Raw genomic sequence first — 17,772 nt, 5'->3', positions numbered from 1 at the left:
CGATCACTACATCGATACCGCGACCTGCCGGACCGTGGCGGGATGGGTGACCAGGAATCTTCACTCTCGGGAGGACCACCTCATGGGCTTCACCCTTCGACCGCGGCTGATCTCGGCCATCGTCGGTCTCGCGCTCTCGGCCACGCTCGCCCCACCGGCGGTTGCCGACACACCACCGACACCCACGACGTCGCAGCAGGGCGCACCGTCGCGGGTCACGCTCGGCGTCGGCGAGCACTACCTCAACACGCCGTACCAGTGGCAGCGGACGTCGTACTGGTGCGGCCCGACGGCGATCAGCATGGCGCTCGGCATCCGTGGCATCGACGTGTCGCAGGAGACCCTCGCGGCCTTCATGGGCACGAGTCCCGACTACGGCACGACCGCCGACGCCGCAGTCACCGCGCTGCGGCACTTCTCGGGTGCGCCCTACGAGGCGGTCTACGTGCCGGACGGCGGCGGGCAGGCCGCGAAGGCCACGATCTGGAGTCGCATCCAGGAGGACATCGACGGCGGCTTCGCCGTGGTGACCGGTATCGGTGCACCGCCGCACACCTACCCGTACTACGACAACCCGACAATGATCCACCACCTCTTCGTGGTCGACGGGTATGACACCAACTACGGGACGGTGCGCATCTCCGACCCGGCCTACTTCAACGGGAACTCGCAGTACTGGATCACCCTCGATGACCTCGTCTGGCTGATGGAGGGCCACTTCTACAACTGGTGAGCCGCACCGGTCGGGCGTGCCAGACTGACGCGGGTGATGGTCTACGAGGCCCGGGACAGTGACCTCAGTGCACTCCGGTTCGGGGTGTCGCCGCTCAGCGAGCTGTGCCTCTCCCTGCGGGTGCTGCGGGCCCCGACGACCTACCCCGTGCCGGCAGGCTGGCACGCGCACGTGGCCCGACAGGTCGGCGACCTCGACCTCGAGCTGTTGACGGCGTTGGTCAACCAACGGCTGGGCACACCCGACTTCCTCAACCCGCGACCGGAGCTGCCGTTGCCCCGGCTGTGCGACGAGCTGCAGACGGTCGCCACGCTCCCGGCCGACGCGATCGAGCTGGACCTCGAGGACCTGTGGCCGGAGAACCGGCCGGAGGTGCTCAGGGGGCCGACGCCCGCGCTGAGGGGGCGGATCCTGGCCCAGGTGCAGGCCTACTGGGACCGTTGCTTCTCGCCGTTCTGGCCCGCCTTCCGCTCGGTGTTGCGGGCCGACATCCGCCACCGCTCGACCCAGATCGCCGACCACGGCCTGCGGCACATGCTCGATGCGCTGACGCCGAGCCTGACCTTCGACGGCACCCGCCTGGCGTGTGACAACCGGGTCGGTACGTCCTACGAAGCGGCGATCGCGGGGCGCGGCCTGGTGCTGGTGCCGTCCCTGTTCACGCTGAACATCTCGTATCCCGCAGTGGCACGGAGCAGTCCCACGCTGATCTATCCGGCGCGCGGGCACGGCAACCTCCACACCCTGACCGCCCGGGCCGACGACCACCTGACAGCCTTGGTCGGCGACGTGCGCGCACAGCTCCTGTCCACCCTGTCGGAGCCGCGCACGACCAAGGAGCTCGCACTGCTTCTGGGCAAGACCTCCTCGGCGGTCAACCAGCAGCTGCGGTCCTTGACCGCGGCCGGGCTGCTCGACACCACCCGCGACGGCCGCTCGGTGCTCTATGGCCTCTCCGACCTCGGCAGCCGACTGGTGCGACCGACCTAGATCAGAGCCGAGGGGAAGGCCTCGCGGTAGCTGCGCATGCCGCCGGCCGACTCCGCGGCGAGTACGGCGCGGCCGACCGCACGCGTGACGCAGTCACCGGCGGCGGTCAGCAGGTCCTGGAACGCGAACACGTCCACGGGCTCGCGGGCGCCGGTCGCCAGCGTGAAGAGGGTGTCGCCGTCGAACATCGTGTGCACCGGGTTGATCGCCCGGGCCAGGCCGTCGTGGCCGACACCGGACACCTTCGCGCACTGGGCCTTGGTCAGCGTCGCGTCGGTGGCGATGACCCCGATCGTGGTGGCGAACGGTGGCTTGACCAGCGAGGGGTCGGCCGCCGCGGCAGCGCGTGCGGCCACCAGGTCGTCCTCGGTCGGACGACGCAGGGGCGGCAGGTCGCCGGGCACGCAGTGGCGTTCGGCGTACAGCTCGCCGGTGCGTGGGTCGACCGCCGAGCCGACCGCGTTCACCGCGACGAGCACGCCGATCGTCGTGCCGTCCTCGAGCCGGACCGATGCGGAGCCGATGCCGCCCTTGAGGCCACCGACCCGTGCGCCGGTGCCGGCGCCGACCGTTCCCTCGCGCACGTCGGTCGAGGCCGCGTCGTAGGCCGCAGCGCCGAGCGCCGCATCGGGGTGGTTGGCGAACGTGCCGCCCCGACCGAGGTCGAAGAGCACCGCCGCCGGCACGATCGGCACCACCTCACCGGGCCCGCCCATCGGGAAGCCGACGCCGTCGTGCAACAGCCGCTGCGCGACCCCGTCGACGCTGGCCAGGCCCAGGGCCGAGCCGCCGCTGAGCACGACCGCGTGCACGAGCTCGACCAGGTTGCGCGGATCGAGCAGGTCGGTCTCGCGCGTGCCGGGCCCGCCACCGCGTACGTCGACGCCACCGACGGCACCGCCCGGCGGCGCCAGCACGACCGTCGCCCCGCTCAACCAGCCGTCGCCGATGCGCTCGGCCTGGCCCACCCGGATGCCCGGCACGTCCGTGATGCTGTTGGAGGTCACCCCACCAGTATGGTCACGCACCATGGACACCAGACCAGCAAGTTATGTGGTGGTGGTCGAGGACGGCGCGGTGCTGCTCGCCCACTGGAACGAGAACGGCAAGACCGGGTGGACCCTGCCCGGCGGAGGCATGGAGGACTACGAGTCCACCGAGGAGACTGCGGTCCGCGAGTTCCGGGAGGAGACCGGCTTCGACGTCGCGCTCGACGGACTGCTCGGTGTCGACACGAACTACGTGCCGGCCGCCGCCCGATTCTCGAAGGGCGCCGGCGACCTGCGCGGACTGCGGGTGATCTACCGCGGGCACATCACCGGCGGTGAGCTGACCCACGAGGTCGACGGCACCACCGACGAGTGCCGGTGGATCCCGCTCGACGAGGTCGCCGGCCTGGACACGGTGTCGCTCGTTGACCGGGCGATGGTGATGCTCAACAGCCAGGAATGAGACAAGGATGCGATCTGCAGTTACCGGGTGACTGCAGATCGCATCCTTGTACGAGATTCAGCGGGGCAGGCCGCTCGAGCGCCAGCCACCCGGCCCGTGGGAGTAGTTGACCCGCACCCGACGGTGGTTGGCCGACCACTCCGACTGTCGCTTCCTCGGCGGGGCCTCGGTCGTGCCGAGCGAGGAGAACACCGCGACCAGGGCGGCGATCTCCTCCGGGGTCGCGTCGGGGCTGACGACCTTGAGGATCGGCTGCTGTGCTGGCTTGTCTTCGGCTGTCATGTCATCTCCTTCGGTCGTCGACCTGTCGTGAGTTCTGATCGACCTGTCGCCAGTTCTGGCTGACCTGTCGTGAGTTCCGGGTGTTCCTTCGGCCGCCGCGTTCGCTTCTTCGACTCCTGCGGAAAGAAGCAGGCAACATCCCCCTGACGGGCCTGGCGGCCCTTACAGAGGAATATTGCCGTGCTTCTTGGCCGGCAGAATCTCGCGCTTGGAGCGGAGGAGGCGCAGGCCGCGGACGATCTCGGTGCGCGTCTCGTGCGGCATGATCACCGTGTCGACGTAGCCACGCTCGGCGGCGATGTAGGGGTTCGCCAGCGTGGTCTCGTACTCGTCGACCAGCTCGGCACGACGCGACTCGACGTCGCCGCCCTCGGCCTCGACGGCGGCGAGAGTCTTGCGGTGCACGATGTTGGCCGCACCCTGGGCGCCCATGACGGCGATCTGCGCGGTCGGCCAGGCGACGTTGAGGTCGGCACCGAGGTGCTTGGAGCCCATCACGTCGTACGCACCGCCGTAGGCCTTGCGGGTGATCACCGTGATCAGCGGGACGGTGGCCTCGGCGTAGGCGTAGATCAGCTTCGCGCCGCGGCGGATGATGCCGTTCCACTCCTGGTCGGTGCCGGGCAGGAAGCCGGGTACGTCGACGAACGTGAGGACCGGGATGTTGAACGCGTCGCAGGTGCGCACGAAGCGAGCGGCCTTCTCGGACGCGTCGATGTCGAGGCAGCCGGCGAACTGCATCGGCTGGTTCGCGACCACGCCGACCGGGCGGCCCTCCATGCGGCCGTAGCCGATGATGATGTTCGGCGCGAACATCGACTGGACCTCGAGGAACTCCTCGTCGTCGAGCACGCTCTCGATCACGGTGTGCATGTCGTAGGGCTGGTTCGGGGAGTCCGGGATCAGCGTGTCGAGGGTCCGGTCGAGGTCGCTGATCTCGAGGTCGGCCTCCTCGTCGTACGACGGGGCCTCGTCGAGGTTGTTCTGCGGCAGGTAGGACAGCAGCGCCTTGACGTACTCGAACGCGTCCTCCTCGTCGGAGGCCATGTAGTGCGCGTTGCCCGACTTGGTGTTGTGGGTGCGCGCGCCGCCGAGCTCCTCCATGGTCACCTCCTCGCCGGTGACGGTCTTGATCACGTCGGGACCGGTGATGAACATCGCCGAGGTGCCGTCGACCATGACCGTGAAGTCGGTGACAGCGGGGGAGTAGACGTGCCCGCCGGCGCAGTTGCCCATGATCATCGAGATCTGCGGGATCACACCGGAGGCGTGCACGTTGCGCTTGAAGATCTCGCCGTAGAGGCCGAGCGAGACGACGCCCTCCTGGATGCGGGCACCGGCACCTTCGTTGATGCCGATGATCGGCGAGCCGGTCTTGATCGCGAGGTCCATCACCTTGGTGATCTTCTCGCCGTAGACCTCGCCCAGCGAGCCGCCGAAGACGGTGAAGTCCTGCGAGAAGACGCAGACCTGACGACCGTCGACCGTGCCGTAGCCGGTGACGACGCCGTCGCCGTAGGGACGGTTCTTCTCCAGCCCGAAGGCCACGGAGCGGTGACGGGCAAGCTCGTCGAGCTCGACGAAGGAACCTTCGTCGAACAGCAGCGCGATCCGCTCGCGAGCGGTCTTGCGTCCCTTGGCGTGCTGCTTCTCGATCGCCTTCTCGCTACCGGCGTGCACGGCCTCGTCGAGGCGCCGTTCGAGCTCCTGGAGCTTTCCGGCGGTCGTGTGGATGTCGAGCTGCGGCTCGTTCTCGGCTGTGGTCATGTTGGTGCTGGCCTCCTCGGATGTCCGTGGGCCAATGTAGTGCCCATGACTTCCGCAACCGACCCGCGCCCACCCCTTGACCGCGACCGCCTGCCCGCCAGCGTCGAGATCCTCCCTGCCGTCGGCTCCACCAATGCCGAGCTGGGAAGTCGGGCCCGCAACGGTGCCGCTGACGGCACGGTGGTGGTCACCGAGCACCAGACCGCGGGCCGCGGTCGTCTCGACCGGGTGTGGGAGACGCCGGCCCGTTCCGCGCTGACCTTCTCGCTGCTCAAGCGGCCCGACCTCCCACCTGTCGTGTGGCCGTGGATCCCGCTGGCCACCGGACTCGCCATCCACACCGCGCTCTCCGGCACGGTGCCCGGCCTCGGACTCAAGTGGCCCAACGACGTGCTGGTCGACGGCCGCAAGCTGGCCGGCATCCTCGTCGAGCGCATCGAGACACCGGACGGCCCGGCGGCCGTGATCGGCATCGGGCTCAACGTCTCCACCACGCGCGACGAGCTGCCGGTCGAGACGGCCACCTCACTGGCCCTCGAGTCGGGGGAGGCTCCCGACCGCACGGACCTGCTGAACGGCCTGCTCTCATCTCTTGAGTCCACCCTTGCCGCACTGTCCACGGACCTCGAGTCGGTGCGTACGTCGTACGCCGCCGCGTGCGTGACTGTGGGCAAGGACGTGCGGGTCGAGGTGCCTGCCGGGGAGCCGCTGACCGGACGCGTGACCGGCATCGACACGGGTGGCCAGCTGGTCGTGGAGTCCGCCTCCGGGCAGGTATCCGTGAGCGCCGGTGACGTCATCCATGTGCGGTGACCGATTGTTTGACATGATCTGACCGTGGCCATCTCAAAGAACCTCCTCAACGACGGGGAACACGTCGTCGTCACCACCCGCACGCACGTCAAGGCGCTGTTCCTGCCGATCCTCGTGCTGCTGGTGACCCTGGCTGCCGCTGTCTACCTCAGCGGGCTGGGTGACGGCACGACCGGCAAGGTGATCGACATCGTCGTCTGGGTCGTCGCCGCGATCGTCTTCGTGTGGTGGGTGGTGCGGCCGTTCCTCACCTGGCTGACCACGTCCTACACGTTCACGAACCGGCGCTTCCTCGCCCGCTCCGGCTTCATCGCCAAGGAGGGCCGCACGATCCCGCTCAACCGGATCAGCGGCGTCGACTTCGAGATCGGCGTCATCGACCGCATCTTCGGCTGCGGCACCCTCGTGGTCTCCGATGCCAGCGAGCAGGGCCGGGTCGAGCTCCACGACATCCCGCGGGTCGAGCAGATCCAGCTCCGGGTGGCCGACGAGCTGCACCGCCTGTCGGAGCAGCGCAACGACGATGGCACCTGAGCCCGACCAGCCGCTGAGCCGCGATGACCTGGTAGCGGGCATCCTCGGCACCAGCGCCGAATTTACCGCCGAGCAGATCGCGGTCGAGGCCTCCGTCGAGGTCGAGGTCACCCGTCGCCTGTGGCGCGCCCTCGGCTTCCCGGAGTACGCCGAGGACGAGGTCGCCTTCACCTCCCACGACATGGCCGCCCTGACCCTGCTCCAGCAGACCGTCGACTCCGGGCTCATCGACTTCGACACCGCCCTGAACCTCACCCGCGCCGTCGGTACGACGATGGCCAGGCTGGCCGACTGGGAGGTCGCCACCCTGGTGCCCCAGCTGCCCACCGGGGAGGGGGCTCGCGACAACAGGATGGCCGCGGCCCTGCACATGCTGGAGAAGGTCGGCGAACCCTTCGAGCAGCTGCTCGTCTACGCCTGGCGCCGGCACCTCGCGGCCGCGGCGTCCCGCATCGAGTCGCTGGGCCCCGACGACGAAGAGCTCAAGACCTCCGACGTCACGGTGGGCTTCGCCGACATCGTCGCGTTCAGCGCACTGTCCAACGAGATCGGCGAGGAGCGCGTCGGCGACCTCGTGGAGGTCTTCGAGACCCGCTGCCACGACGTCGTCTCCACGAACCACGGCCGCGTGATCAAGAGCCTCGGCGACTCGGTGCTCTTCATCTGTGACGACCCGGTCAAGGCGCTGGACATCGCCGACGGCATCATCACCGTGATCGGCCGCGACAGCCGCATGCCCGACGTACGCGTGGGACTGGCCAGTGGCGGCGTGGTGATGCGCATGGGCGACGTCTTCGGCCCGCCGGTCAACCTCGCCGCACGACTGACCGCAGTGGCCCGGCGCAACCGCATGATCATCGACGAGGCCACGGCGGCCAGGCTGCCCGCCGACAGGTTCGAGACCCGCCGCCTCCCGGCACGCCCGCTGCGTGGCTTCGGCCTGGTCGAACCCATCTCGGTCCGCCAGCGCTGACAGCGTTAGGGTTCGGGCGTGTCCCACGCTCCTGAACTGGCCCCGACGCTTGCCGTGATCGGCGGCGGACAGCTCGCCCGCATGATGGCCCAGCCGGCCATCGCGCTGGGCCTACCGCTGCGCCTGCTCGCCGAGGCCGAGGGCGTTTCCGCGGCCCAGGTGATCGTCGACCACACCGTCGGCGACTACCGCGACCTCGACACCCTGCGCGCGGTGACCGACGGCTGCGCGGTCGTCACGTTCGACCACGAGCACGTCCCGACCGACCACCTTCACGCGCTCGAGGAGGCCGGCGTCGCCGTACGCCCCGGGCCCGGGGCCCTCGTGCACGCCCAGGACAAGGGCGTGATGCGATCGCGCCTGACCGCGCTGGGCATCCCGTGCCCGCGCCACGCACTGGTCTCGGAGCTCTCCGAGGTCGAGGCGTTCGGCTTCCCGGCGGTGCTCAAGACCACGCGCGGCGGGTACGACGGCAAGGGCGTGTGGGTGGTGCGTTCGGCAGCCGACTGCGCCGATGCGTTCGAGACCGCGGCCGCCTCCGGCGTACGGCTGCTGGCCGAGGAGCTGGTCGACTTCCGCCGTGAGCTCTCGGCCCTGGTCGCCCGGTCGCCCAGCGGCCAGGCCGCGGCCTACCCGGTCGTGGCCTCGACCCAGAAGGACGGCATCTGCCTCGAGGTGATCGCCCCGGCGCCCGACCTGGCTCCCGAGCTGTCCGCGCAGGCGCAGCAGATCGCCCTCACCATCGCCAAGGAGCTCGAGGTCACCGGTGTCCTGGCGGTCGAGCTCTTCGAGACCACCGACGGTCGGGTGCTGGTCAACGAGCTCGCCATGCGCCCGCACAACACGGGCCACTGGAGCCAGGACGGCGCGGTGACCAGCCAGTTCGAGAACCACCTGCGCGCAGTGATGGACCTGCCGCTCGGCTCGCCGGCGACCCGCGCGAAGTGGACCGTGATGGTCAACATCCTCGGCGGCGACGTCGCCGCCGGACGCCTGTACGACGGGTTCCCGCATGCGATGGCGCGAGACCCGTTCCTGCGCGTGCACCTCTACGGCAAGGAGTGGCGCCCGGGCCGCAAGGTCGGCCACGTGAACGCGTACGGCGACGACCTCGACGACTGCCTCGAACGGGCCCGGCACGCCGCGGCGTGGTTCCGCGGCGACCTGGGCAACGAGTCCGAATGAACGTCAGGGAGAGTGAGTGACATGACCGACTCTGCTGCCCGCGTGGGCATCGTGATGGGCTCCGACTCCGACTGGCCGGTGATGCGCGCCGCCGGGGAGATCCTGGACGAGTTCGGGGTGGCCTGGGAGGCCGACGTCGTCTCCGCACACCGGATGCCCGAGGAGATGATCGCCTGGGGCAAGGACGCGGCCGGTCGCGGCATCAAGGTGATCGTCGCCGGTGCCGGCGGCGCGGCACACCTGCCGGGCATGCTCGCCTCGGTCACGCCGCTCCCGGTGATCGGCGTACCCGTGCCGCTGAAGTACCTCGACGGCATGGACTCGCTGCTCTCGATCGTGCAGATGCCGGGCGGCATCCCGGTGGCAGCAGTGGCGATCGGCAACGCCAAGAACGCCGGCATCCTGGCCGCGCGCATCCTGGCCACCGCCGACGACGACCTGCAGCGCAAGCTGGTCGCCTACCAGGAGTCGCTCTCCGAGATGGCCCGCGCCAAGGGCAAGGTCGTCCGCGACGCGCAGAAGCCTCGCAAGACCGGCTTCTGAGTCACTGCCGGACCCGGATCAGTCGATGTCGTCCTCGTCGCCGAGCAGCTCGTCGGGGTACTTCTTCACGTAGGTCTCCATCTGCCCCTTGCGGAGCAGGCCGAACAGCTCGGCGGTCTGGTCCTCCTTGAGCTCGACGATGGAGCCGTACTTGTCGATCGTCGGAGTCGCCGCGATCGGCACGGTCATGAACTTCACGTCCTCGGCCTTGGTGCCGCGCAGGGACAGGGCCAGACCACGGAGGTCGCCGTTCTCCCAGTCCATGTCGACCGTGAGGTGGTCGGTGATCGCCGACAGGGTGTCGGAGAACTGGCGCGGCTTGGTGAGGGTGCCGGCCTCGAGCACCTTCGTCATCAGCGACCGGAGGAAGTTCTGCTGCCGGTCGATGCGGTCGAAGTCGCCACGCAGCAGGCCGTGCCGGGTGCGGACGTACTGCAGCGCCTTCTCGCCCTTGAGGTTGTACTTGCCGGCCTTCCACGTGACGTCCTGCTTCTCGTCGTAGAACGTCTCGGGGATGGTCACCGGCACGCCGCCCACGGCGGTCGACAGGTCCTTGAACCCGGCCCAGTCGATGATCGCGACGTGGTCGAGGCGTACGTCGGTGAGGTGCTCGACCGTGGACAGGGTGCCGACCGGGCCGTACGCCGAGAAGGCCGCGTTGATCTTGTTCTTGTGGGTGGGCTCGCCGTTGTCGTCGTAGATCATCGTGAAGGTGTCGCGGGGGATCGAGACGACATACACGTGCTTCCGGTTGGCCGAGATGTGCACGACCATGATCGTGTCGCTGCGGTACTTGCCGTTCGGCCACTCCTCGGCGTCGACGTCCTCGGCGAGTGAGGTGTCGGCGCTCTCGCCGGCGATCTTCTTCCCGGCGTCGGAGCCCAGGAGCAGGATGTTCACCGCGTCGCCCTTGTTGGGGTCGGGGCGGTTCTCGTCGTCGAGCTTGTCGGTGGAGAAGCGGTCGATGTTGTCGAGCTTGGCGTTGAGCGAGTAGAGGTAGTAGCCGCACGCGCCCACCACGAGCGCCAGGACGGCCACCGACGCGATCAGCGCCTTGGTGTGCTTGCGGCGGAACGCGGTCCACCCGGAACGGGCCCGTCGCCAGCGTGAGGGCGGTGGGGTGTCTGCCTGTTCGGACGCGTCCCCCGGCGGCTCATTCTCCATCGTGTCAGTGTGCCCGGTGCCGCCAAGAACAGACCGCAGGGACACTCACGCACGGTGGTTCACTCGGTGACGCGACCGCGCAGCGACTTCGTCTGTCCGCGCTGCTTCTTCGCCTCGAGCCGTCGGCGCTGGGACCCGCGCGTCGGCTTGGTCGGTCGGCGGGGCGGTGAGGGCGGGGCCAGGGCCTCGCGCAGCAGGACGGCCAGCCGTTCCCGCGCCGCGGCCCGGTTGCGGAACTGGGAGCGGTGTTCGGAGGCCGCGATGATGACCCGCCCGTCGACCAGGCGCGCGGCCAGGTGCCGCATCGCGCGGGCCCGTTGTGCGTCGCTGAGCACTGTCGACTGCGACACGTCGAAGTCGAGCTCGACGCGTGAGTCGGAGGTGTTGACCGACTGACCGCCGGGACCGGGGGAGCGCGAGAAGCGTTCGGTGAGCTCGGCCGCGGGGACGACCAGCCCGTCGGGCAGTCCGGGTCCGGCCCCGACGACGAGGTCCTCGCCGGGCTGGTTCATGAGCCGCGCTTGCCCCACTGGATGGCCGGGCAGGTGTCCATCACCATCGGTACGCCGGCGGCGCGGGTGCGCTCGAAGGCGGCCTCGTCGATCACGCCGAGCTGGAACCAGACGCCCTTCGCGCCGACCGCGACCGCTTCGTCGGCGTACTGTCCGGCAGCCTCGGAACGACGGAAGACGTCGACCACGTCGATCGGGAACGGCACCTCCGCCAGCGTCGCGTAACCCTGCTCGCCGTGGACCACGGGCGCGTCGGGGTGGATCGGCACGATGCGCTTGCCGCGGGCCTTCAGCAACGCCGAGATCGGGTAGGCGGTGCGCTCGGGATTGTCACTGAGTCCGACCACGGCCCACGTCTCACACTCGTCGAGCATGAAGTCGATCGCCTTCTGGTCCTGCCACGTGTCCATGCCGGTCAGCCTAACCACCGCGGGTCAGGGCGTCGCGCACGTCCCGGAGCACCTGGTCGACGTCGGTCGAGCTGGTGTGCACGACGACCGTGGCGCTGGCGCCGGCGGACGGGTCGGCGGTGGCCAGCGCGCGGGTCAGGGCGGCATCGAACTCCGCGTCGACGGCGTCGGTCTCCTCCCGCAGCCAGCGGCGCAGCACGTGGTTGTGCGCCGTGATGACCGCGGCCGCGAGCAGTTCAGCGCGCAGCTCCCCGTCGGGCTCGTTGGCGGTCCAGGTGGCGATGTGCTCCCGGAAGAGCCGCAGGTAGCGCTGGGCGCTGGCGCTCTCGCGGTCCCGCAGCGCCGGGACCGTGCGGGTCAGCCGGTAGCGGGCCCGGGCGGTGGTCCCTTCGTCGAGGTAGTGGTCGAGCACGATGCGGGCCGCTTCGCGCAGCGCCACCTCACGAGTGGTGCCGGTGGCGGTGCCGAGTCGCGCCGCGACCCGGGGGAGGAGCTGCTCGTGGTCGGGGAAGACGACGTCCTCCTTGCCGCGGAAGTGGCGGAAGAACGTGGTGCGGCCGGTGCCGGCCCGGGCGGTGATCTCCTCGACGGTGGTCTCGTGGAAGCCGCGCTCCTCGAAGAGCGCGAACGCCGCGTCGACGAGGCGGGCACGGGTGGAGGTCGGCATGCGAGCCATCTTACGTTGCGCGGTACGTAGTACCATTAGTACGGTACGTCGTACCGCAACGTTCTCAGGAGACCCCTTCGATGTCCGAGCACCCCATGTTTGCCCTGTCCGAGGAACACCAGGCGATCCGCGAGGCCGTCCGCGCGGTCTGTGACGCCAAGGTCGCGCCGTACGCCGCGGAGGTCGACGAGAACGCCCGCTTCCCGCAGGAGGCGGCCGACGCGCTGCTGGCCGCCGACTTCCACGCCGCGCACGTCCCCGAGCAGTACGGCGGCGCCGGCGCCGACGCTCTGGCCACGGTCCTGATCATCGAGGAGGTGGCCCGCGCCTGCGTGTCGTCCTCGCTGATCCCGGCGGTCAACAAGCTCGGCTCGCTGCCGGTGCAGATCGGCGGTTCCGAGGAGCTCAAGGCGAAGTACCTCGGCAAGCTGGCCGCCGGTGAGGGCGGCTTCTCCTACTGCCTCTCCGAGCCCGACGCCGGGTCCGACGCGGCCAACCAGAAGACCCGCGCGGTGCGCGACGGCGACCACTGGGTGCTCAACGGCGTGAAGCGCTGGATCTCCAACGCCGGTGTCTCGGAGTACTACACGGTGCTCGCCGTGACCGACCCGGACAAGCGCACCAAGGGCATCACGGCGTTCGTCGTCGAGAAGTCCGACGAGGGAGTCTCGTTCGGCGCGCCGGAGAAGAAGCTCGGCATCAAGGGCTCGCCGACGACCGAGGTCTACTTCGACAACGTGCGCATCCCGGCCGACCGCATCATCGGTGAGGAGGGCCAGGGCTTCGAGATCGCCATGAAGACGCTCGACCACACCCGCATCACCATCGCGGCCCAGGCCGTCGGTGTCGCCCAGGGCGCCCTCGACTACGCGCTGGACTACGCCAAGGAGCGGATCCAGTTCGGCAAGCCGATCGCCGACCAGCAGGGACTCCAGTTCCTGCTCGCCGACATGGGCATGAAGGTCGAGGCCGCCCGTCAGATGACGTACGCCGCCGCCGGCCGCTCCGAGCGCGGTGACAAGGACCTCACGTTCTTCGGTGCCGCGGCCAAGTGCTTCGCCTCCGACGTCGCCATGCAGGTGACCACCGACGCCGTCCAGGTGCTCGGCGGCTACGGCTACACCCGCGACTACCCGGTCGAGCGGATGATGCGCGACGCCAAGATCACCCAGATCTACGAAGGCACCAACCAGGTGCAGCGCATCGTGATGGCCCGCCAGCTGCTCGCCGGCATCCAGTCGAACCTCTGACCCGTCACCCGAGTCGGCTGCCCGCGCCCACGATTGCCGCCGCGACGTCGCGGATCCGCTGACCGCGGGCGCGGGCGTGGGAGCGGATCCGCTCGAACGCCTCGTCGACCGAGATGCCGCGATCGGCGGAGAGCACGCCCTTGGCCTGCTCGATCACGATCCTCGAGTCGAGCGCGGCCTGGAGCTGGTCGGTGAGGCGGCGCTGCTCGTCGAACAGTGACGCGTTGATGAGGAACGACGTGGCCAGGTTGGCCAGCACGCGGGCGGCGACCAGGTCACTCTCCGACCACTGTCTCGGCGCGGCTGAGTAGAGGTTGACCGCGCCGACCGACCGTCCGGCGAGGCACATCGGCAGGCCGGCAACCGCACGCACGCCGATCGTGCCGGCCAGGGCGACGTACGTCGGCCAGCGGTGCGGCTCGGCGGCGAGGTCGGGTACGACCACGGTCCGTCCGCTGCGGTAGGCCGTGGCGCACGGACCGTCCTGCGAGCCCGCCTGCTGGCGCTCCAGGATGGCGAACTCCTCCGGGACCGCGGCCACGAACTCGAGTCGCCCATCAGGCGCGGCGACCATGACACCACTCCCGGCCAGGCCGAAGAGCTGGGTCAGGCGCTCGGCCAGCTCGGCGAGAATGCTGTCGACGTCGTACGACGCCAGCAGTCGACTGCTGAACTCGGTGAGGGTGTTCAGGAACGACGTGTGGTCGTGCGGCACGTGATACCTCCTGTGGCTGGGAGGGTCTCTCAATCCCTTGTCCTGTACCCAATTCGGGCCATTCCTATTGCCGAGCGCCCCGGATTGGTGCTTGCATGTGACCTGCGTCACTCGGCGCAACCGTCCCAGACCCCGGCGGCCCTCGCATCGGCTCGCCCAGGTGGTTCGGATGGACACTTACGCAGTGGTTCGCCCCGAGTCGCGACCGGTAGGTCCGGTCGCCGGGGAGTCACCTTCGTCGCGCGCCGGGGTGGACGCGCGTTCGGTGGCGCCACGACCCCGGGTGACAGGGGAGTCCGGGCATCGGTGGCGCTACACCTCGGCCGTGCACGCAGCCCGGTCGCTCAGTTCGGGGCCGGCGGTCCGTGGGGGGCCGCCGGACCCGTCCTGAACGGGGCTCAGTCCTTGAGGCCGGTCTCGGTGCAGAGGTCGTTGGAGATGCCCTCGGTGTCGTCGTCCTTGATGTGCTCGAACATCTCCTTCGAGCGCTCGGCGTCCCAGTGGACGGCGAGGTCGGAGATCGGGACGCCGCAGGTCAGGCCGTTGTCGCCGTCGACCCGGGTCATCGCCCACGCGAAACGACCCAGGTCGATGGGGCCGGTGCCCTCACTGACCTTGACCGTGCGGGCGGCCGCCATGTTGAGCTTCCAGTAGCGGATCGGGTTGATCACCGACCACGGCGAGACGGCTTTCGACCCGACCGCGGAGACCACCTCGCGCTGGTGCTTGGCACGGGTGATGTCGCCGAACTGCGGGTCGGTCTTGCGGGAGCGCGCGTAGCCGAGGGCGGTGACGCCGTCGGCCTCCTGGCAGCCCTTCTCGATCTTGAGGTTGGCCTGCTTGTCCGTCATGTCCTTCGTGGGACAGATCTCGATGCCGCCGACCGCGTCGACCACGTCGACGAACCCGCCGAAGCCGATCTCGACGTAGTGGTCGATCTTGATGCCGGTGTTGTGCTCGATGGTCTTGATCAGCAGCTTCGGTCCGCCGCCCTTGTAGGCGTCGGGGTTCGTGGTGCCGTTGATCTTCGCCGTGCCGTGGCCGGGGATCTCCACGAGGGAGTCGCGCGGGATCGACATCAGCAGGTTCGGGCCCTTGCCGGTGTGCAGCAGCATGATCGTGTCGGTGCGCTGGCCGACGTCGCCGCCGGTGCCGAGCTTCTTGCGCTCCTCCTTGGAGAGGTCCGCGCGGGAGTCGCTGCCGACCACGAGGTACGTCGTACCGTCCTGGTCGTCGGGGCGGTCACCGCTCGGGAAGGCGTCGACGGTCGAGATCTTGTTGAACGCGAAGATCGGCGTCGCGATCAGGAAGGCCAGCCACAGCAGCAGCAACAGCATCAGCCAGCGCAGCGGGCGGAACCGCGGTCGGCGTACGCCGAACCCGCGACCGCCTCCCGAGGGCGGCTGCTGGCCCGGTGGCGGTGCCAGGGGCCGGTTGGGCTGCGCCGTGTTCGGCTGCTGGCCGGGCGGCGGGGGTGTGCGGTACGGCTCTGCTGAGGGCATGACCTGCGTGTGCTCCGGGCCTGGGTCGGGACGGTTCGCAGTGGGCGGGACCTGTCCTTGCGGGATGATCTGGGTGGCGTCGTCGTCTGACTGCGGACGGCTCTTGCCGTAGAGCCATTCGTACTCAGGGGTGCCCGGTTCGGGCCCTTGGGGGCGGTCAACCATGAGGCAGACGCTACCGGGCAGGGCGTCGGTCACCGCTAATCTGCTCGCCATGACCGTTCCCCTGCCCGACCAGCCAGCCAGTCGGCCGCCGACGTATTCCAGGGTGTCGCTGGCCGAGATGATGCACGGAACCTCCGCCAACCTGCTCGGCAACGTGCACGGCGGCGACATCATGAAGCTGGCCGACTCGACGGCGGGCGCGGCGGCCCAACGGCACAGCGGAGGCCCGGCGGTCACGGCCGCCCTGGACGAGATGGCCTTCCTCGAGCCCGTGCACGTGGGCGACATCGTGCGTACGACGGCGCAGGTCAACTGGGCGGGCCGTTCGTCGATGGAGATCGGCGTGCGGATCGAGGCGGAGCCGTGGTCCGACGCGTCCGGACACCCGCTGCACGTCGCCTCGGCGTACTTCGTCTTCGTGGCCATCGACGAGGCCGGCCACCCGCGCACCGTTCCGAGCATCGAGCCCACCACTCCCGACGAGGTACGGCGACTCCGCGAGGCCGAGATCCGTCGCGCGCACCGCCTGGCCAAGAAGCAGGAGATCGAGTCCGGTCGGAACGATTCGGCGCGTCGCACCACGATGTGACTGGTGTGACTGGTGATACTGGCTGACGTCACTGATTACTTCCCCGATCAGAGAGGCTCAGTCGATGCCACCCGCATCTTCCCCCGGGTTGCACGATCGCCAGAGCGGTAACGCCAGAGAGGCGGACCGTGCAGCGAAGGTGCGCTTCCGGCGCGCCATCACCTTGATGGTGATGACCCTGGTCGTGCCCGGCTCCGCGCAGCTCGTGGCCGGCAACAAGCGCATCGGCCGGATCGCGATCCGCATCTGGATGGGCCTCATCGCCACCAGCGTCCTGCTGTTCCTGATCACCCTGGTCTGGCACAAGTTCGCCTTCAAGATGGCCTTCAACCTCGGCGCCCTCGACCTGGTCCGACTGCTCATGATGGGCATCGCGATCGGCTGGGCCGCCCTGTTCGTCGACGCCTGGCGCCTCGGCCAGCCACTGACCCTGGTCAAGAACCAGCGGCTCATGGCGGTCGGCGTCAACGGCGTGCTCTGCTTCACCGTCGCCGGCACCCTGCTCTTCGGTGCCCACCTGGTCACCGTCCAGCGGGACTTCGCGGCGATGTTCGCCAACGGGAAGGTCAGCGACGCCGAGCACGGTCGCTACAACGTGCTCCTGATGGGTGGCGACTCCGGCGCCGGGCGCTGGGGCCTGCGCCCCGACTCCATGACGATCGCCAGCATCGACGAGGAGACCGGCCGCACCGTGCTGATCGGTCTTCCGCGCAACCTCGAGAACTTCAAGTTCAAGAAGGGGTCGGTGATGGACGAGCAGTTCCCCGACGGCTTCGACTGCGAGGGCTGCTACCTCAACGGCGTCAGCACCTGGGCCGGCGACCACACCGACCTGTTCGGCAAGTCGAAGTCTCCGGGCATCGACGCCACGATCATGGCGGTCGAGGGCATCACCGACCTCAAGATCAACTACTGGGCGATGGTGAACCTCCAGGGCTTCAAGGACCTCGTCGACGCGGTCGGTGGCGTGACCGTGACGGTCCGCGACCGAATCCCGGTCGGCGGCCTCGGCAGCGACGTCACCGGCTACATCGAGCCCGGCACCCGCAAGCTCAACGGCCACGACGCGCTCTGGTACGCCCGCTCCCGCGAGGGCTCGGACGACTACTCACGCATGGCCCGCCAGAAGTGCATGATGAACGCGATGGCCACCCAGGTCAGTCCGCAGAAGGTGGTCAGCAACTTCGGCGAGATCGCCGAGGCGGGCGGCTCGATGATCGAGACCAACCTTCCGCGCAGCGAGTTCGCGACGTTCATCGACCTCGCACTCAAGGCCAAGGACCAGAAGATCTCGTCGGTCTCGATCGTCCCGCCGGCGATCAATACGGCCGACCCCGACCTGGCCAAGATCAAGGCGATGGTCAAGAAGGGCATCGACAAGGCCGAGGGCAAGGCCGGCAAGCCGGGCAAGGCCAGGAAGAACGCCTCCACCAACGGCGCCGCGATCGGCACCCGCGACGAGGGCTACGCCGCCAACGCCTCCGAGGACCTCGCCGCTGCCTGCTAATCCGACTTCCCCCTCTAGG

General features: G+C 69.2%; 20 protein-coding genes. 11 read left to right on the top strand and 9 right to left on the bottom strand.

The annotated features are described in order from the left end of the window. Positions 1 to 82: 82 nt before the first annotated feature. Positions 83 to 733 carry a C39 family peptidase gene (locus ASD30_RS12070; RefSeq protein WP_056681568.1) on the top strand — a complete coding sequence of 217 codons (651 nt, stop codon included), beginning with the start codon at positions 83 to 85 and terminating at the stop codon, positions 731 to 733. A gap of 33 nt (positions 734 to 766) precedes the next feature. Next, positions 767 to 1,723, top strand: a complete 957-nt coding sequence (locus ASD30_RS12065) for an ArsR/SmtB family transcription factor (RefSeq protein WP_056889947.1) — start codon at positions 767 to 769, stop codon at positions 1,721 to 1,723. Here ASD30_RS12065 and ASD30_RS12060 read toward each other — a convergent pair. Beyond that, a complete protein-coding gene (locus ASD30_RS12060) occupies positions 1,720 to 2,730 on the bottom strand; it encodes a P1 family peptidase (protein ID WP_235532576.1) in 1,011 nt (336 codons plus the stop codon). The genes ASD30_RS12065 and ASD30_RS12060 overlap by 4 nt on opposite strands. A gap of 22 nt (positions 2,731 to 2,752) precedes the next feature. On the opposite strand from ASD30_RS12060, the gene ASD30_RS12055 reads away from it, so the two are divergent. Continuing rightward, the gene (locus ASD30_RS12055; protein WP_056681565.1) at positions 2,753 to 3,175 is read left to right on the top strand and encodes an NUDIX hydrolase; all 423 of its coding nucleotides are present in this window, start codon (positions 2,753 to 2,755) and stop codon (positions 3,173 to 3,175) included. Positions 3,176 to 3,232: 57 nt separating this feature from the next. Here ASD30_RS12055 and ASD30_RS12050 read toward each other — a convergent pair whose 3' ends face one another. Both ASD30_RS12050 and ASD30_RS12045 read right to left on the bottom strand, forming a co-directional pair. Continuing rightward, positions 3,233 to 3,457, bottom strand: coding sequence for an acyl-CoA carboxylase subunit epsilon (locus ASD30_RS12050; protein WP_056681564.1), 225 nt, complete (start codon positions 3,455 to 3,457; stop codon positions 3,233 to 3,235). Between the two features lie 162 nt (positions 3,458 to 3,619). Continuing rightward, on the bottom strand, positions 3,620 to 5,224 hold the full coding sequence (locus ASD30_RS12045; RefSeq protein WP_056681563.1) for an acyl-CoA carboxylase subunit beta: 1,605 nt from the start codon (positions 5,222 to 5,224) through the stop codon (positions 3,620 to 3,622). Between the two features lie 45 nt (positions 5,225 to 5,269). On the opposite strand from ASD30_RS12045, the gene ASD30_RS12040 reads away from it, so the two are divergent. The 5 genes from ASD30_RS12040 to purE are packed head-to-tail and all read left to right on the top strand — an operon-like array spanning position 5,270 to position 9,272. Beyond that, positions 5,270 to 6,037 (top strand): biotin--[acetyl-CoA-carboxylase] ligase, encoded by a 768-nt coding sequence (locus tag ASD30_RS12040; protein ID WP_056681562.1) that lies wholly within the window; start codon positions 5,270 to 5,272, stop codon positions 6,035 to 6,037. A 24-nt stretch (positions 6,038 to 6,061) separates the two neighbouring features. Then, entirely contained in the window at positions 6,062 to 6,571 is a 510-nt protein-coding gene (locus ASD30_RS12035) for a PH domain-containing protein (protein ID WP_056681561.1), read from the top strand. Next, positions 6,561 to 7,544, top strand: a complete 984-nt coding sequence (locus tag ASD30_RS12030) for an adenylate/guanylate cyclase domain-containing protein (RefSeq protein ID WP_082563795.1) — start codon at positions 6,561 to 6,563, stop codon at positions 7,542 to 7,544. The genes ASD30_RS12035 and ASD30_RS12030 overlap by 11 nt, the downstream gene beginning before the upstream one ends. Positions 7,545 to 7,562: 18 nt before the next feature. Next, positions 7,563 to 8,729, top strand: coding sequence for a 5-(carboxyamino)imidazole ribonucleotide synthase (locus ASD30_RS12025; protein ID WP_200951147.1), 1,167 nt, complete (start codon positions 7,563 to 7,565; stop codon positions 8,727 to 8,729). A 21-nt stretch (positions 8,730 to 8,750) separates the two neighbouring features. Continuing rightward, positions 8,751 to 9,272: a 5-(carboxyamino)imidazole ribonucleotide mutase gene (gene purE / locus ASD30_RS12020; protein WP_056681560.1), complete on the top strand. Its 522-nt coding sequence runs from the start codon at positions 8,751 to 8,753 to the stop codon at positions 9,270 to 9,272. 18 nt (positions 9,273 to 9,290) lie between these two features. Here the strand turns inward: purE and ASD30_RS12015 are convergent, their stop codons facing one another. From ASD30_RS12015 to ASD30_RS12000, 4 genes are read right to left on the bottom strand one after another with little or no spacing between them, the layout of a single operon-like run. Continuing rightward, on the bottom strand, positions 9,291 to 10,436 hold the full coding sequence (locus ASD30_RS12015; RefSeq protein WP_056681559.1) for an LCP family protein: 1,146 nt from the start codon (positions 10,434 to 10,436) through the stop codon (positions 9,291 to 9,293). A 59-nt stretch (positions 10,437 to 10,495) separates the two neighbouring features. Next, positions 10,496 to 10,948: an alternative ribosome rescue aminoacyl-tRNA hydrolase ArfB gene (gene arfB / locus ASD30_RS12010; RefSeq protein ID WP_056681558.1), complete on the bottom strand. Its 453-nt coding sequence runs from the start codon at positions 10,946 to 10,948 to the stop codon at positions 10,496 to 10,498. Then, positions 10,945 to 11,358, bottom strand: a complete 414-nt coding sequence (locus tag ASD30_RS12005) for a CoA-binding protein (RefSeq protein WP_056681557.1) — start codon at positions 11,356 to 11,358, stop codon at positions 10,945 to 10,947. Before ASD30_RS12005 ends, arfB begins: the two co-directional genes overlap by 4 nt. A gap of 10 nt (positions 11,359 to 11,368) precedes the next feature. Then, complete coding sequence (locus ASD30_RS12000; RefSeq protein ID WP_200951146.1) at positions 11,369 to 12,025, bottom strand: TetR/AcrR family transcriptional regulator; 657 nt, start codon at positions 12,023 to 12,025, stop codon at positions 11,369 to 11,371. Positions 12,026 to 12,105: 80 nt separating this feature from the next. On the opposite strand from ASD30_RS12000, the gene ASD30_RS11995 reads away from it, so the two are divergent. Continuing rightward, a complete protein-coding gene (locus tag ASD30_RS11995; protein ID WP_056681555.1) occupies positions 12,106 to 13,275 on the top strand; it encodes an acyl-CoA dehydrogenase family protein in 1,170 nt (389 codons plus the stop codon). A 4-nt stretch (positions 13,276 to 13,279) separates the two neighbouring features. On the opposite strand, the gene ASD30_RS11990 is transcribed toward ASD30_RS11995, so the two are convergent. Together ASD30_RS11990 and ASD30_RS11985 are read right to left on the bottom strand one after the other, a co-directional pair. Continuing rightward, the gene (locus ASD30_RS11990; RefSeq protein WP_056681554.1) at positions 13,280 to 13,990 is read right to left on the bottom strand and encodes a GAF and ANTAR domain-containing protein; all 711 of its coding nucleotides are present in this window, start codon (positions 13,988 to 13,990) and stop codon (positions 13,280 to 13,282) included. A gap of 398 nt (positions 13,991 to 14,388) precedes the next feature. Further along, positions 14,389 to 15,657, bottom strand: a complete 1,269-nt coding sequence (locus ASD30_RS11985; RefSeq protein ID WP_056684859.1) for an LCP family protein — start codon at positions 15,655 to 15,657, stop codon at positions 14,389 to 14,391. Between the two features lie 49 nt (positions 15,658 to 15,706). Between ASD30_RS11985 and ASD30_RS11980 the strand changes: the two genes are divergently transcribed. Together ASD30_RS11980 and ASD30_RS11975 are read left to right on the top strand one after the other, a co-directional pair. Further along, positions 15,707 to 16,246 carry an acyl-CoA thioesterase gene (locus ASD30_RS11980; protein ID WP_056681553.1) on the top strand — a complete coding sequence of 180 codons (540 nt, stop codon included), beginning with the start codon at positions 15,707 to 15,709 and terminating at the stop codon, positions 16,244 to 16,246. A gap of 172 nt (positions 16,247 to 16,418) precedes the next feature. Continuing rightward, positions 16,419 to 17,753, top strand: a complete 1,335-nt coding sequence (locus ASD30_RS11975) for an LCP family protein (protein WP_235532575.1) — start codon at positions 16,419 to 16,421, stop codon at positions 17,751 to 17,753. Positions 17,754 to 17,772 lie beyond the last annotated feature (19 nt).

Source organism: Nocardioides sp. Root140, from assembly GCF_001426745.1.
Taxonomy (GTDB): Bacteria; Actinomycetota; Actinomycetes; order Propionibacteriales; family Nocardioidaceae; genus Nocardioides.
Note: the sequence above shows the minus strand (reverse complement) of the source record. Positions and strands in the feature narration are given on the sequence as shown.